Origin of the sequence: Chryseobacterium cupriresistens (assembly GCF_046614675.1) — a bacterium.
Taxonomy (GTDB): Bacteria; Bacteroidota; Bacteroidia; order Flavobacteriales; family Weeksellaceae; genus Chryseobacterium; species Chryseobacterium cupriresistens.
The window spans coordinates 25468-40895 of record NZ_JBKKJT010000001.1 but is presented as its reverse complement, the minus strand read 5'-3'; the positions used below and the strand labels follow the sequence as shown (position 1 = coordinate 40895).

Annotated in this window: 11 protein-coding genes; all 11 read right to left on the bottom strand. The window is 36.8% G+C overall.

The window, feature by feature from the left end; all coding sequences use genetic code 11:
- Positions 1-1376 precede the first annotated feature (1376 nt).
- The 11 genes from ACLI50_RS00200 to ACLI50_RS00150 all read right to left on the bottom strand — a co-directional run bounded on the left by ACLI50_RS00200 (position 1377) and on the right by ACLI50_RS00150 (position 15427).
- Entirely contained in the window at positions 1377-1520 is a 144-nt protein-coding gene (locus ACLI50_RS00200) for a bacteriocin-like protein (protein ID WP_156121528.1), read from the bottom strand.
- A gap of 291 nt (positions 1521-1811) precedes the next feature.
- Positions 1812-2180 carry a hypothetical protein gene (locus ACLI50_RS00195; protein WP_110011053.1) on the bottom strand — a complete coding sequence of 123 codons (369 nt, stop codon included), beginning with the start codon at positions 2178-2180 and terminating at the stop codon, positions 1812-1814.
- Complete coding sequence (locus ACLI50_RS00190; RefSeq protein WP_343638948.1) at positions 2170-5583, bottom strand: DUF6443 domain-containing protein; 3414 nt, start codon at positions 5581-5583, stop codon at positions 2170-2172. Before ACLI50_RS00190 ends, ACLI50_RS00195 begins: the two co-directional genes overlap by 11 nt.
- A 5-nt stretch (positions 5584-5588) precedes the next feature.
- A complete protein-coding gene (locus tag ACLI50_RS00185; protein WP_343638950.1) occupies positions 5589-6800 on the bottom strand; it encodes a hypothetical protein in 1212 nt (403 codons plus the stop codon).
- A 610-nt stretch (positions 6801-7410) separates the two neighbouring features.
- Positions 7411-8010 (bottom strand): hypothetical protein, encoded by a 600-nt coding sequence (locus tag ACLI50_RS00180; protein WP_343638952.1) that lies wholly within the window; start codon positions 8008-8010, stop codon positions 7411-7413.
- 265 nt (positions 8011-8275) lie between these two features.
- Positions 8276-8686: a hypothetical protein gene (locus ACLI50_RS00175; protein ID WP_062671818.1), complete on the bottom strand. Its 411-nt coding sequence runs from the start codon at positions 8684-8686 to the stop codon at positions 8276-8278.
- 112 nt (positions 8687-8798) lie between these two features.
- Positions 8799-9197: a hypothetical protein gene (locus ACLI50_RS00170; RefSeq protein ID WP_110011040.1), complete on the bottom strand. Its 399-nt coding sequence runs from the start codon at positions 9195-9197 to the stop codon at positions 8799-8801.
- Positions 9198-9289: 92 nt separating this feature from the next.
- Positions 9290-11617 (bottom strand): beta-glucosidase BglX, encoded by a 2328-nt coding sequence (gene bglX / locus ACLI50_RS00165; RefSeq protein ID WP_202839413.1) that lies wholly within the window; start codon positions 11615-11617, stop codon positions 9290-9292.
- Positions 11618-11697: 80 nt separating this feature from the next.
- Positions 11698-12405, bottom strand: a complete 708-nt coding sequence (locus ACLI50_RS00160; protein WP_411412883.1) for a carboxylesterase family protein — start codon at positions 12403-12405, stop codon at positions 11698-11700.
- Positions 12406-12505: 100 nt separating this feature from the next.
- On the bottom strand, positions 12506-13897 hold the full coding sequence (locus tag ACLI50_RS00155) for a glucoamylase family protein (protein WP_411412882.1): 1392 nt from the start codon (positions 13895-13897) through the stop codon (positions 12506-12508).
- Between the two features lie 78 nt (positions 13898-13975).
- On the bottom strand, positions 13976-15427 hold the full coding sequence (locus tag ACLI50_RS00150; protein ID WP_411412881.1) for a RagB/SusD family nutrient uptake outer membrane protein: 1452 nt from the start codon (positions 15425-15427) through the stop codon (positions 13976-13978).
- Between the last annotated feature and the right edge of the window lies 1 nt (position 15428).

The following is a 15428-nucleotide window of genomic DNA, read 5'->3' as shown; positions in this document are numbered from 1 at the left end:
TTGAAATTTTCTTAACGCTCCTGATTCCTAAGTCGGGCATTAATGAGTAACATACTACTTTTTAAATGACTGTTGCCTAAAATACACAGATTAAAAATAAGTAAAACAAATAATTTGTAAAATATTTAATATGATTTTCATTTATACTTTTGTCTTGAAACAAAAGTATACAAAAGTTCAAGACTGGAATCATCCGCTAAAAATTTAAATGGAATCCTAAAATTTCCAAACTCGCATGGATCATCCGGTTCTGCTTCGGAGCTGAGTAAGTCCCATGCTCAGACAGTGGAAATTTTTTAACGGATTACATTGAAATTTTCTTAACGCTCCTGATTCCTAAGTCGTACATTAGTACATACTACTTTTTAAATGACTGGCGGTTAATACCATGAATAAATAAGTGACATATACAAAAAAGAAGTAAAACAATAACTTGGGAAATATTTAATATGATTTTCATTTATACTTTTGTCTTGAAACAAAAGTATACAAAAGTTCAAGACTGGAATCATCCGCTAAAAATTTAAATGGAATCCTAAAATTTCCAAACTCGCATGGATCATCCGGTTCTGCTTCGGTTCTGAGCAAGTCCCATGCTCAGACAGTGGAAATTTTTTAACGGATTACATTCAAATTTTCTTAACGCTCCTGATTCCTAAGTCGTACATTAGTACATACTACTTTTTAATTGACTGGCGGTTAATACCATGAATAAATAAGTGACATATACAAAAAAGAAGTAAAACAATAACTTGGGAAATATTTAATATGATTTTCATTTATACTTTTGTCTTGAAACAAAAGTATGCAAAAGTTCAAGATGGGGAATCATCCGCTAAAAATTTAAATGGAATCCTAAAATTTCCAAACTCGCATGGATCATTCGGTTCTGCTTCGGTTCTGAGTAAGTCCCATGCTCAGACAGTGGAAATTTTTTAATGGATTACATTGAAATTTTCTTAACGCTCCTGATTCCTAAGTCGTACATTAGTACATACTACTTTTTAAATGACTGGCGGTTAATACCATGAATAAATAAGTGACATATACAAAAAAGAAGTAAAACAATAACTTGTAAAATATTTATTATGATTTTCATTTATACTTTTGTCTTGAAACAAAAGTATGCAAAAGTTCAAGACGGGAATCATCCGCTAAAAATTTGAATGTACTCCTAAAATTTCCAAACTCGCATGGATTATCCGGTTCTGCTTCGGTTCTGAGTAAGTCCCATGCTCAGACAGTGGAAATTTTTTAACGGATTACATTCAAATTTTCTTAACGCTCCTGATTCCTAAGTCGATTGGTGGTGAGCACTAAAAAAGCTGTCCCATTTCTGAGACAGCCTGTTCTTTACCTTATTTTCATGAATGAAATTAATCAATAATAAGTCCGCATGGTGACCCTACCGGAATACATTTTCTTTCCAGTGAGCACCAGAAGTATCCTGCAAGACACATCGGGATACCTCCCTGAACTGTTTTCAATTCTCTTTTTGAAAGTTTTCTTAGATTTTTCATAGTAACATTTTTTTGATTTTTTCTCCTACTCTATATGCTTTTCGGATTACGCTTTAATTTGGTAATACCAATATACAGATTTTTGGAATACAAAAATATAACCTGTTCATTTTATACAATTTACAAAGACAATTGTTTATTAACTTTTGATGATCATTATATATATCAATAGAGCTTCTTAAGACAAAATAAATCAAAACCTCCGCTGTTGCGGAGGTTTCGTTATTTGTGGACACGAGCGAGTCGCTCGCGCCAGCGGGGGCAAGAAACGCTGGTGGTCACGGAAAGACTTCATTTAAGTATATTTTCTCTTCTTGCTACCTCAAATAGATTATTTTGAATAACACTATCTTTTCGAAAAATATACTCTATAGAATCTCCTTTATTTTTTGAAATGGAATCTCCTATTTGATAAGGTGTTTCCATAATTTTCTCAGTGCCGTTCGAAAATTTTACATATAAAAAATTATGCTCATTTTTGTTGACGTATATATCAGTAACTTTCGTATGCCTGTTAATTTTTAAAAGTTGTTCTTTAGTCAAATCAGCGGAATTATGATTCAAATAAAAAATAGTAAGAAATACGACTGACCCAAATATTAACAAAAAAATAATAAGTGGGGTTTTACTAGACTTATCCAATTTAAAATTATTGTCCATATACGTGTGTTTTAGATTTTGTCCACATTATAGGTAAAGCTTGAGCTGACCCTTTAGCAACACCTATACCAAATGTCCTATAACCACTATTATTTGTTTCAGAATTTTGTCCAAAATGAGAAGGGTTAAAATTATCAATATTTCTATATCCATCATATTTATCATTAAATGTTCCTCCATATGATAAATTAATAGGTCCATCTCCTCCAGAATAAGAAACACCCGTCCCTGCAAAATCTGAATTAACAAATTTATGGTTTGGATCTGTGGGAACTATGACCCCTTTTTCAACTCCACCTGATGCACCAAAACCTATATTTCCATTAAATGAAGAAAACCAGTTTGTTTCTCCTTTACTATCAGTGACATTACCAAAACTAAAGCCTATACCACCTCCTATAGCATAATTTGCACTAAAACTCCAATAAGTTCCTATATTGGTAGATCCTGCTTCAAATTTTGTACCATCTGGGGTTGTTAATATTTCTCCTCTATTTGCTGTAATATTTGGGTAATTATAATCTGAAACTGTTCCGTCCGGATGTAAAACTGCTCCTAGAACTTCATTTTCATAACCACCTCGCGTTAAAATATTGATATCATTAGTTCCACTATTATCAACATAAGCATAACCTTGATGTTGATCTTTTCCATCAAACCATTTATAATCCCCAGTTAAAGTATTTTGATACCAATCAGTTCCCTGTCTTCCATCTGGGTCAATAAACCTAATTGGATTATTAAACGCATAATTATAAGGACTAAATCTCGTCATTTTTTCTGCGAGCGGATCCACAACACCCCATCTTCCAATATCAGGCATATAGAATCTTGCAACATAATCATACATCCCAGTCTCCTGAAGTTCCTTACCGTTGTACTTGTATTGATACGAAGGATTTCCTACCAATCCATTATACCCCTCATGCTTCAATCCAAACGGGTAATAGTTACTTTCTTCAATGATCTCTGTTCCTGCTCCATTTTTAGCATAACTTAATCTAACATTTCCAAGGTGGTCCGTATAATTGTACACGTACTTTCCAGTTTCAACATTAAAATATCCTTCTGATGTTGGGAAAAACTTTAATACTGAATTGGTATACTGAAAACCATCCAGATAATCGGTTGTTTCTGTTCCGAAAACCTTTTTTTGTTTCACTCCGTCTGCTCTGTAAATATAATCCATTACTTTTGAGTTCTGGGTAATCTTTCGTGGTAAATTTAGATAATTATATTGAATGGAGGAAATTCCTTTATCCAATTGGGTCGTCATATTTCCGTTATCATCGTAGCCTATTTCATTTCCTCCTACAGGATATCCTAAACTGTTAAGATAGGCATCGGATACTTTGGTAAGCCTGTTTCCCGTGTAGCTGTAGATCAGATTATCGATCACCATGGCCTCAGTACTTCCCGGGAGAAGTCCCTGGGTTCTTACCAGATTCAGAATATTCCCGTTCAGGTCATAAGCAAAGAGTTCATTGTATTCTTTCCCGGAAGGATTGGTGTCTTTTTGATAGAAACCTGCTGTAAGCCTGTTCAACGGGTCATAAACATATCCGTATCTTCTCACATTATCATTCGCTCCTGTAGAGATTTTCCAATCAACTTCAGCGATATTGCCGTTGTATTTCGGTTTTACTTTGTGGTTCGGGTAATTGGTATTGGGGACTTCCAGACCTTGTACTTCATTATATCTGATTTTATATCCAAACAGGTCATTTCCAAGGTTGGCAGGATCGTTAATCTGGGTCAGCCACCCACGGATATTATATTGGTAATCTATCTGCTGAAGCGGAGAAGAAGCTGTAACTCCTCCCACTTTTTTATTCGTAACCTGGGAAATTTCATTATAGGTATTCTGAGCCAGGATTTCTTCAGCATTATTATCAATCTTATGTTTATGGGTAACCAAGCGGTTCTGACTGTCATAATCAAAGGTTTCTGTGATGACTCTTTCGGTATCCGTACTCAGTCTCTTATGCCTTGTTACAGTCTGTTTCGTGATTCCTGCAAAATCCAGTTTGGATTCTGTTCTTGTATATTCTCCCAAATGATTCACAGAATGACTGCCAATAGCTCTTCCTTTCTGATCGTAATAGGTATAGTTCCTGGTCCAGTTGTCATCCTCAATATTCTTTACAAAACTCATTACAGGTAGTCCTTTGGTACTTCTTCCGTCAGCTGCAGGAGTGTCTGTCAATACTGGTTCTCCCTGAATTGTTGAGGGGAATGCCGGATTAAAACTGTAGGCAGGATAAGAGTCGTAATAATTAACCGACAAAATACTTTCAGGGGTAAAATAGACGGCTGTATAATAAATATTGATTCCATTCCTTACAAAACCTGTAGAATGGCGCGCATCATAAATAACCAAATCCTTGATCTGATCCTGTATTGTCGCCCTACTGTCATTTGAACTGAATATTCCTGTATAGGCAACTCTTCCAAACTGGTCATACTTGGTCATCAGCCATTTTCCAGATCCTTTCATATTGGCATCCTGGGTAAGCATCAGCCTGTCGGCTTTATCATATACCATAAACTCCCAGCCTTTTCCGGGAAGCTTTTTTTCCACCAGTCTTCCCCTACCATCATAATGGTACTGATAGCATAAGGTATTGAGAAGATCATCCGTAATAGGCTTATGAACAGCCAGAGGAGGAATGACAAAAGCCAGCTGGTCATATTCATTGTAAACATAATAGGTATCCACATTTTCTGCGGGGCTCATGACTTTCCTTACCAAAACAACCTGACCTTTACCGTTTTTAAATTCTATGGTTTCATTACCATCCTCATCTTTGACAGAGTTTTTATAAAGCTGGTTTGGGGCATAAACCGTGGCAGAGGATAAGCTCAGTGCACTTTTAGTAGCTCCATTTATCCAGCTCGTGGTACTAATGTACTGATAGACTTCATTCAGTCCGTTGGTGTCATAGCTGAACTTTACAGATTTTCCGTTCCAGTCATTACCTACCTGTTTCTGTTCCAGAACCCTGTCCAATGGTGAGCTTTCCAAAACTTTTTCAGAATAGATCTTTTCATTACCATACGTGTTAGGATAAACACCCAAGGGTCCTGAATAATAGTTTCCATTGCTGGTAGAAAGCTGGGGAACAGGTAAATAATCTTTTACCTGTCTTCCGAAAGGATCATATTCTATATGAGTAACTACATCACGTCCCAGTGGTGATGCTTTGACATTCACTACCTGTTTTGGTCTTCCCAACCCGTCAAAATACTGTACGGTTTCTGAGGATTTGGTAGCAGATGTTCCATTATAATCCAGATACGTTTTGGACTGAATATAGTTTTCATTGCTTGAAATAGTGGAAAGCTGCGCATAGGTTATATTGGATAAGAGCAACGCTCCTATTGGTATTATTATCTTTTTCATCAGTTTTAGTTTTTATAATTGTATTTCATTTCCTTCAACACTTTACCATTCACATCGATCACTTTCTGAAGTCTGTTTGCGGAATCATAAACATAGCTTTCTCTGATTCCTGATGGTGGTGTGATGCTTCTTACCCCAATTAAAGGATCATAGGTATAGGTGGTAATCTGATAGTTTGGCAAACTACTTCTGAAGGTATTTAGTACAGATAAAAATGAAGTTTCATCATTATTAGCTGCAGCAGAAGCATCTGTATTAGAAGCATTAATAATGGAATCAATCAGTGACTGCTGGATATCTGATAATTTAGCTCCTTCTATTTTGGCAATGGGCTGGGTCTGGTTGTAACCCCAGATGATTACTGTGGAAACACCTGATTTTGTAGTGTACTGCTGTAAGTTTCCTTTGTTGTCATATTTATCATAAGTCACTTCAGTAGAAACAACGTTTTGTAGATCCGTAGAATTTACCTGGTAAGGTAATGCTAAACCTACAGTATTATTTGTTATTTCATAAGTAAATTTGGGGTATTTAATCTCTGTTTTAGAGATACTCTTGTTATTTTTTTTTAATTCTATAATAAGAGGAATGCCTACCATATTTTTAGTCCTTAGCAAATAATTATCACCCTGAGAATCCTGAGCATAATATACATTCTTGGATACTGTAGTATTGTCAGAAAAAGTGTTATTTTCCCGAGCCAGATTCAAATGACTATCACTATCATAAAAATATTCAGTAGTATTTATCACTGGAGTATTATTAAGAAAATCAGTAGTAATTTTCTTTTTGATAGCTGATGTGTTAAGGTATCTTTTATAACCTTGGACCCAATATCCTGAAAGATGGTTGACCACAACATAATTATTATTATCCTTAAGACTATTTGGGTTATAATCTATATTATCATTATAAATATATTCAGTTTTCTTTAACGGGTTTGCAGAACCTTCTGGATAAATTATCTCAGATTTTAACTTTCCTCTTAAAATACTCCTGTCAATACCATAAAGATTCTTAAGATTTTTATATAAATTCTCTGGATTTGACTGATATGTTCCAAAGTTAGGAGGATTATTAAAATAATTCTTAATATTATTTGTGTCGGGGTTTAAAATATCGGGATAATCTTCATAATTTGTAAAATTATATTCTGTATATCCTTTTCCTAAGTTTATTTCATATACTTTTTGATAACCTACGTTATAACTGTCCATACTATTTTGTTGAACATTAGAACTGGATCTAAGCATTAACTTTTCAAGAAATCCTGTTCCTGAAAATTCTATGTAATACATATATCTTGGCCAGTTCATTAGTATTCCAGAAGATGTATTACCTATTAATGTTGTAGAATATTTATAAGTTTTATCATTTATAATTCCTCCATTTTCAGAATAATCATATTGTCTGTGAATTCTTGCTCCTCCTACAACGCCAGTATTATTAGTTATTGTCGGCAGAAAAGCACTTACAGAGTTTCTTTCTATTCTTTTTCCATAATAGTTAGGTTCGTACTCAAATACTGAATAGCCTTTAGTAGGATAAGTAACTTTACTTAATAATCCGACATTGTATTTTTGAATATTAGTGTCTCTGAAAGTATTATTAAGCGTATAATCACCAGTAGATGCATTATAAGTATCAAAAGGTGCCAGATTCGTGTTTCCATCATTACCATTCCAATACCCCCAGTGATCTAATCCTTTTGTGAAAGGTGAATCCAGAAAGAAGGAAGAAAGGCTTTCCGATTCGAAGGGCCATCAGACGCTCTAAACTTCAATGAATTTTTGCCAATGCAAAGGTTTTAAATTTTGAAGGATATTTTCAAGATGGAACAAGAATTGAAGAATGGCGTCTCGTGATTAAAACATCTTTGGAACCATAGCCTTTTGATGAGTTTTGGACATTTCCTGCAACAAAGAATCCTAAATCTGTAGTTTGGATAACAGCTCTTGCTTCTTCATCGGAAGAACTTCCCAAGTTTTTTTGCCATAGTTCATCTCCGAATTCATTGATTCTGATCAGCCAGATATCTGAACCTCCTTTGGAATCCTCTTTTTTATCCAATCCCTTTCCTGAATAAGAAGTTCCTGCCAAAAGAAATCCGCCATCCTGAGTGGTAACAGTGGCTGACAGATAATCATGGTTTTGTCCTGAGAAATATTTCTCCCAGACTTCTTCACCCTGTTGATTGAGTTTTACCAGATGAAAGTCGTAACCGTTGTTTTGCTTACTGCCTGAAGCCTTTTGCTTATCGCCTTGAATAGAGCTTCCCGAGATCAGGTATTGCTGATCAATGGTTGTGGTGACCTGGCTTAGAAAATCCTGGGTAGAGGATTGAATGTCTTTCTGCCACACCACTTCCTGGGCAGATACGCCCAGGACTGTGCATAAAGTGAATGCACCGAAATAGAATTTTTTCATTCTATGTTTTTTTTGAGTTAGTAATTAGTTTCTTAAAACTTCGCGAATTTAACACTTTTTAAGATATGGAAATCATTTTTGTGTGGTATCCTGTAAATCATACTATTTTTAATTAGATTCTCTCTATTTATACCAGTTTTTATTTTATTATGATGTAAAAATATTTATCCACAACGTCAAAACATGTCGTATTAAACCGAATTAATTTTAATTATTGACATAAAAAAACCACTCTTGCGAGTGGTCTGTTATTTGTGGTTTTATTTTACTGATAAATGACTTCATCATTCTTCTTGATCTGATAGCTTTTTTTATAGGGAGTTAAAACATAGCTGTCTTTCACGTGAGCTCCGCTTTTCCATATTTTTGCTTTTCCCTGCTTATCCAAAATAATGCTTTTTGCAGCTCCATCCGGAATGAATACTTCGGCTTTAGTCATGCTTTTATTAAAAATAACTGCCGTCATTGAAGTATAGCTTTTGTCTGAGTTTACTTCTTTGAGTTTTATTTTCTGATTGAAAGTCTGTATACAATTATTTCGTAATTGGGAATAGGTATATCCTGCGGAGCCGATACAACCGTGAACATCTCTGTCGCCTCCGAGAACAGGAGTACTTTTTTGTGCAAAAACGAATGATCCAAGGAACATTGTACTGAGTAAAATTATTTTTTTCATAGGTAAAATTTTTGTTTTCTGATGGATTAAAAATATCCCAGAAATGTGATATTAATTAATTTCTCTAAGGTACAAAAAACCACTCTTTCGAGCGGTTTTTTTTAACCGGATCTTACTGATAGATCACGATATTATCCTTTTTAAGCTGATATCCGTGCTTTTTGTAAGGAACCAATACATAACCATCCTTTTTCCATGCTTTGGCTTTACCTCCTGCTCTGGTAAGGATAATGCTTCTTTCACCGGCATCTTTTACAAAAACCTCAGCTTGTTTCATGTCTTTACTGAAAATAACAGCAGCTATCGAAGTATAGCTGTCTTTCGGAGCTACTTCTGTTAACTTGATTTTCTGTTCAAACGTTCTTATACAGTCTTTCTTAATTTGAGAATAAGTATATCCTGCTGAACCAATACATCCGTGTGCATCTTTGTCTCCACCTTTTATTGTTCCTTTTTGTGCAAATAGTAAAGAACCCAGGAACATTGTGCTTAATAAAATTGTTTTTTTCATGTCGATTTGTATACTAATAATTACCCGAGGTATTATTAAAAATCGTGCCAAAAAACTTCATAACACAATCCGGTGAATTACTTTTCCGGATATTACTTAGTCCAGTTAATCTTTGAATGCTGAACATTGTCAGAACTGGTTCCGATCATAATATCAAATTCACCTGATTCCCAGTCATATTTCAAATCTCCGTTATAGAACTTAAGGCTTTCAGGAGTGATATCAAAAGTTACTTTTTTAGATTCTCCTTTTTTCAGAAATATTTTATGGAAACCTTTTAATTCTTTTACCGGTCTTGTAATACTTCCCACCATATCTCTGATATACAACTGAACAACCTCAGCTCCGTCATAATTTCCTGTATTTGTTACAGTAACGGATGCCTGAACCGTCTGATTTCCTTTTGCAGTAGTAGTGGAAACTGCCATATCAGAATAATTGAATTTCGTGTAGCTCAATCCATATCCGAAAGCATACAATGGCGTATTACATTCGTCCATATAGTTCGAACGGAATCTTTCATAAGTACATTTGTCTACTTTATCCTGACTCAGCGGGCGACCTGTATTTTTAGCATTATAATAGATTGGCACTTGCCCAAGACTTCTTGGGAAAGTCATCGGAAGTTTTCCGGACGGGTTTACTTTTCCGAACAGAACATCTGCAATGGCATTTCCTGCTTCAGATCCTGCAAACCAAGCATTCAATATAGAATCCGGAGTGTCTTTTACATTGGTTAAAGCTAAAGGACGACCTGTGAAAAGAACCATTGCGATTGGTTTTCCCGTCTTCTTTAATTCGTTGAGTAAGTCAACCTGAGACTGTGGAATCGTAATTTCTGTTCTTGAAGAAGATTCTCCACTCATTTCAGCAGATTCTCCGATAGCCAGAACAATCACATCTGCTTTGTTGGCTACCTCTACAGCTTCTTTTAACAATTCTTCTTTCGAGCGGTTGTCTCTGTCTGTTTTTTTACCATGAGCTGCATAGATTTCTTCTAATTTGGCATCGTAATCTATATTGGCTCCTTTTGCTGATAAAAACTTAACTTCTTTTCCATAGTTTGACTGTAATCCCTGCATCAAAGAAACTGAAGCAGCATGTTTTGTCGCAACACTCCATGTTCCGGCCATATTCATTGAGTTATTCACCAATGGGCCGATTACAGCCACTGTTCCTGATTTCTTTAAAGGCAATACCTGATTGTCATTTTTCAATAACACCATGGATTGAGCAGCTGTATTTCTTGCTATATTACGGTTTTCCATATTATAGACTTCTTTTGCCGCTAACTTCGCATCTCCATGTTTGTATGGATTATCAAATAAACCAAGATCATATTTTGCTTCAAGAATTCTCCTTGCTGCCATATCAATTTCAGCTTGCGTAACTTTTCCTTCCTGAAGGGATTTTTTTAATGTTGTTAAAAAACCTTCTCCCACCATATCCATATCAACCCCAGCTTTTAAAGCCAAAGCAGATACCTGCTGAAGATCTCCCATACCGTGGTCTACCATTTCATTGATACCGGTATAGTCTGTTACTACGAAGCCTTTGAACTTCCATAGATTTCTTAAAACTTCTGTCTGAAGCCATCTGTTTCCTGTCGCCGGTACTCCGTCCACTTCATTGAAAGAGGCCATTACAGAAGCCACACCAGCATCCACTGCAGCTTTGTAAGGAGGAAAATATTCGTTGAACATCCTTACATGGCTCATATCAACCGTATTGTAATCTCTTCCGGATTCCCCTGCTCCATATAAGGCAAAGTGTTTCACGCAAGCTAAGATATTGGTTCCATTAGCCAGGTCTTTCCCCTGATAGCCATACACCATATTTTTAGAAATTTCACTTCCTAAATATGGGTCTTCACCAGAACCTTCTGATACTCTACCCCATCTTGGTTCACGGGAAATATCTACCATGGGAGAGAATGTCCAGTTGATCCCGTCGGAAGCAGCTTCTCTGGCAGCTACTTTTGCTGACTGCTGGATAAGGTTCATATCCCACGAAGCGGCTAACCCTAAAGGAATCGGGAAAGTAGTTTCATAGCCATGAATAACATCCATTCCGAAAATCATAGGAATCTTCAGACGGCTTTTTTCTACTGCCACTTTCTGAACTGCCTTGATCTTATCTGCTCCTTTTATATTGAATAATCCGCCGACTAATCCCTGCTCTACTTTCTTTCCGATATCAGAGCTCTGTGCCTGTCCTGTAGTGAAATCTCCGGAAGTCGGAAGGTTCATCTGGCCAATTTTTTCATCCAATGTCATTTTAGATAAAAGATTGTCTACAAAAGCTTTCTTCTTAGCCTGATACTGAGCTGTCTGGTAAGACTGAACGGGCTTCGTTACCATTTCCTGTGCGGAAAATACAGGTGCCAATGCTAAAGTGGCGATTACAATTAACTTTTTCATAAATCTATCTTCTTAAATTATTGTTTTATATTTTTTGCTTTAATTTGATGGGTTTATTTTTCAATCATTGGTGTCCTGGATTACTTTTCTTTCTTTTTGGACAGCATCCATTCATACAGAGCTGGATTTGAGTAAGCCGAATCCCATGAGTTATGATTATCATTCGGGAAGATAACCAATTCTGCTGAAGGATTTACAGGATGCAGCTTTTGATAAAAATTAAAAGCATTGGCCGGTAATACAATATCATCCATTCCGCCATGAAAAATCCTCATATTCAGATCTTTAAACCGATGAATATTGGCGGTCATAACCTGATCTGTAGGGGCACACACTGAAGCCACTGCAGCAAACATTTCCGGATGCTCCATGGCCAGCTTTAAGGTTCCCCATCCTCCCATAGAAAGTCCTGTAAGATAAATACGGGAAGCATCAATTTTATATTTCTTCTGAATTTCCTTGATCAGATTATATACGGTAACCGTATCCCACCAAGTTCCTTCCGGGCATTGGGGTGCGAGAATAGCTACAGGTTCTTTGATCAGGTTTTTATAGGTAAACGGACTGTGTGCCTTTACCAGATCAAGATTAGTTCCACGCTCTCCTGAACCATGAAGGAAAACAATTAATGGTACATTTCCTTTAACATCCTGTGGGTAATCCAGAATGTATGACATTTTCTCCTGTCTTTTAATTTCTTTATTGAGTTCCCCTTTTATCTCCTGCGCATTCATTGGTATTGAAAACGGCAGCAATAAAAGAGGAATATGTTTCAGTTTTAGTTTCATATTGTTATTTAGATTTTAGCTAGAGCCAACGGATTTGATCATTTTTATGTAAACGGGCTGCCTTCGGATAAGCTCAGGATAATGGCCCGTTCCTGTTGAGTTATTTTATTCCATATTTGGCTGACCGGAAGCTTAGCTTTTTTAATCCCTGCTGAATTTCCGGGGCATTCATAAATAATTTCCACAGGAATCCTGATCTGTAATTTTCAATCATTGGTGCTATCGTTCCCTGATCTATCGCCAGATATCTTGGGGTAAACCAATTGTTATAATTAATGGAGGTAGCATCATAAGGTCCCGCAGATCCTATGAATTCAGGTTTTTGGGTATACATGAATCTCAGGAAAGCCATTGATTCTTTTGGTGTATAGGGAAAACTACTCAAGGCAGCTGTAGGAGTAATCACTCCATTATCATTGCCAGGCATGTGAGCGGTGTATCCAGTGCTTCCATCTTCATTTCTTGTATATCCGGCTGTAAGCCCCCAATAGTTGGGACCATACCCTTTCCATTGTTTTGGATTTTCGACACAATATTGATAGTCGATAAGGGTTTGATTTTTATTGACGTCAAAGTAATTTTTGACAAGTTTATCGGATAATCCAGTCGGATCAAGCCCGATATATGAATATTGTGCCCAGAAAAGCGGGCCGCCGTATTCTTCGGCATAGTTGTGTTTTACATACAGAGGTAGTCCGTACTTTGTTTTATCTGTAAGGTAAGTTCCGTTTCTGGTCCAGCCTTTATAATAGGTTTCTGCATCAATGGAATAAGTAGGTGAAGAGGCTGCTAAAATATAAGTGATCAGGCATTCATTATATCCTTCAAGAGGAAAATTCATCTCCCATTGGTAATCCGGTGACCAGTGCCAGTATAGGACTTTCTGTCCTCCTTTGGTATACCAGTTCCATTGGATTCCTTTCCACAGTTCATCACATTTTGCTGCCAGTTTTTTTTCTTCTGCATTTCCGTTTTTAAAGTATTCACGAACCATCAGTATTCCTGAGGTAAGGAAAGCGGTTTCCACAAGGTCACCACCATTATCTTTTTTCCCGAATGGTACGGTTTTTCCGGTTTCCCCATTGATCCAATGTGACCATGCTCCTTTGTGGCGGTCTGCCTTAGCCAGAAAGTCCATGATGTGAGTAAGTCTTTTCACCGCTTCTTTTCTTGGAACAAATCCTCTTTCTACCCCTACCAGAATAGTTGCCAACCCGAAGCCTGAGCCTCCTGTAGTGATTACGTGCTTATCGTTATCCGGATAGATATTATCTTCATGGTAACGTTCTCTTCCCAGCATTGAGTTAGGTTCTGCATAGTCCCAGAAGTATTTTAAAGCATCCTTTTGCACTCTGTCCATCAGTTGTTCATCCGTGATATTGCTTTTTACCGCTTCAGTTTTTCCGGTTTCCTGTTTGGCAACGGGCGCATTTTTACAGGAATACACAAAGAATAATGAAGTAATAGCCATTGATAATACGTTCCTTTTCATGAGATCTCTTTTTTAGGGTTTCTTACTAAAAGAAGAGGAGAACTTTCATTCTCCTCTAAAGTTTTTATTGATTAAATTTTAATAGCCGGGGTTTTGTGCTGACAATCCACCTGCTTCCATTATAAAATCTTGTGGAAGTGGGAATAGTTCATGTTTTCCAACGATGAATTTTTTACCACCATCAGCCGCCATGGCTGCCTGGGCTTGTCCGGTTCTTACAAGATCAAACCATCTGTCATGTTCGAAAGCAAGCTCTAATCTTCTTTGTTTCCAGATATCCAATCTTACGTCTGCCTGAGAAGAAGCAGTCGTGTTTCCGATGTTAGCCCTGTTTCTTACCTGATTCAGGAAAGGAATAGCTGCAGATGTTTGCCCAAGCTCATTCATTGCTTCAGCTCTGATTAATAGTACTTCAGCATATCTCAGATAACGAATGTTTACATCTGTTGAAGCCTGATCTCTATAATTGGAAGAATAAGCTTTATAATTATAGAATTTATTTTCTGTATTTGGACCTACATAATATCCATCATATAAAGTCATATCTCTATGGATAATCGTAGCATCTCTTCTGGAATCCGTTGCAGAGTAGGCGTCATATAATCCTTGGGTAGGCGTTGCAAATCCCCAGCCCCAGCCTGTAGTACCTCTTGCTCCCTGAACCTGGCTATACTGCTGGATTGCTCTTCCTGCTGTTCCTCCACTACCATTAATTTCGAAGATAGATTCAGCATTATTTTCTCCGGAAACTTTATAAATATCCTGGAAATTAGTTGTCAACGAATAACCTGTAACCAAATTAGTCTCATCTACTGCCAGCTGCCATTTCTTCTGATATAAATATACCTTAGCTAAAAGCGCATGGGCAGCGCCTTTTGTAGCTCTTTGTCCACCGGTTCCAGAAGGCAAAACTGCTGCGGCGTCTTTAAGGTCTTTTTCTATAAATGCGTAAATTTCTTCCTTGCTTTTTCTGGTTAGCGTCATTTGCTTATCAGCTTCAACCCCTGTAACGGGAACATGATCTACTAACGGAACTCCCCCAAAAGACCTAACTAAAGTAAAGTACATAAATGCTCTTAGGAACTTTGCCTCTCCCGCTAATCTCTCACGTAATTGCGGGTCTGCCTTATCCAACTGAGGAAGGTATTTCAACGCTTGATTACACCTGTTAATCCCCTGATAATTAGAAGCAAACAATTCTTTGAATGATGGTGTTGATGCTGTAAATGTCAAAGCATCCAAAATGTCTTTATCTGAACCTGAATCACTTGCACTTGAACCTTTATCAGCATCATCAGAAACAATTGATGTAACCCCGATCCATGCAAATGTACTCATATTCCAGTCTAAAAACTTAGCATAAATAGCTGTAACTAAACTATTGGCTCCTGCATCATTATTGTATATTTCACCCAATGCGCTCTCAGGAATTGCTTCCGTAGGTGACACGTCGATAAAGTCATTACTACAACTTTGGTTAACAGCTCCTAAAATCAAAAATGCCGCTGCTATGATATATTTTTTGTTCATT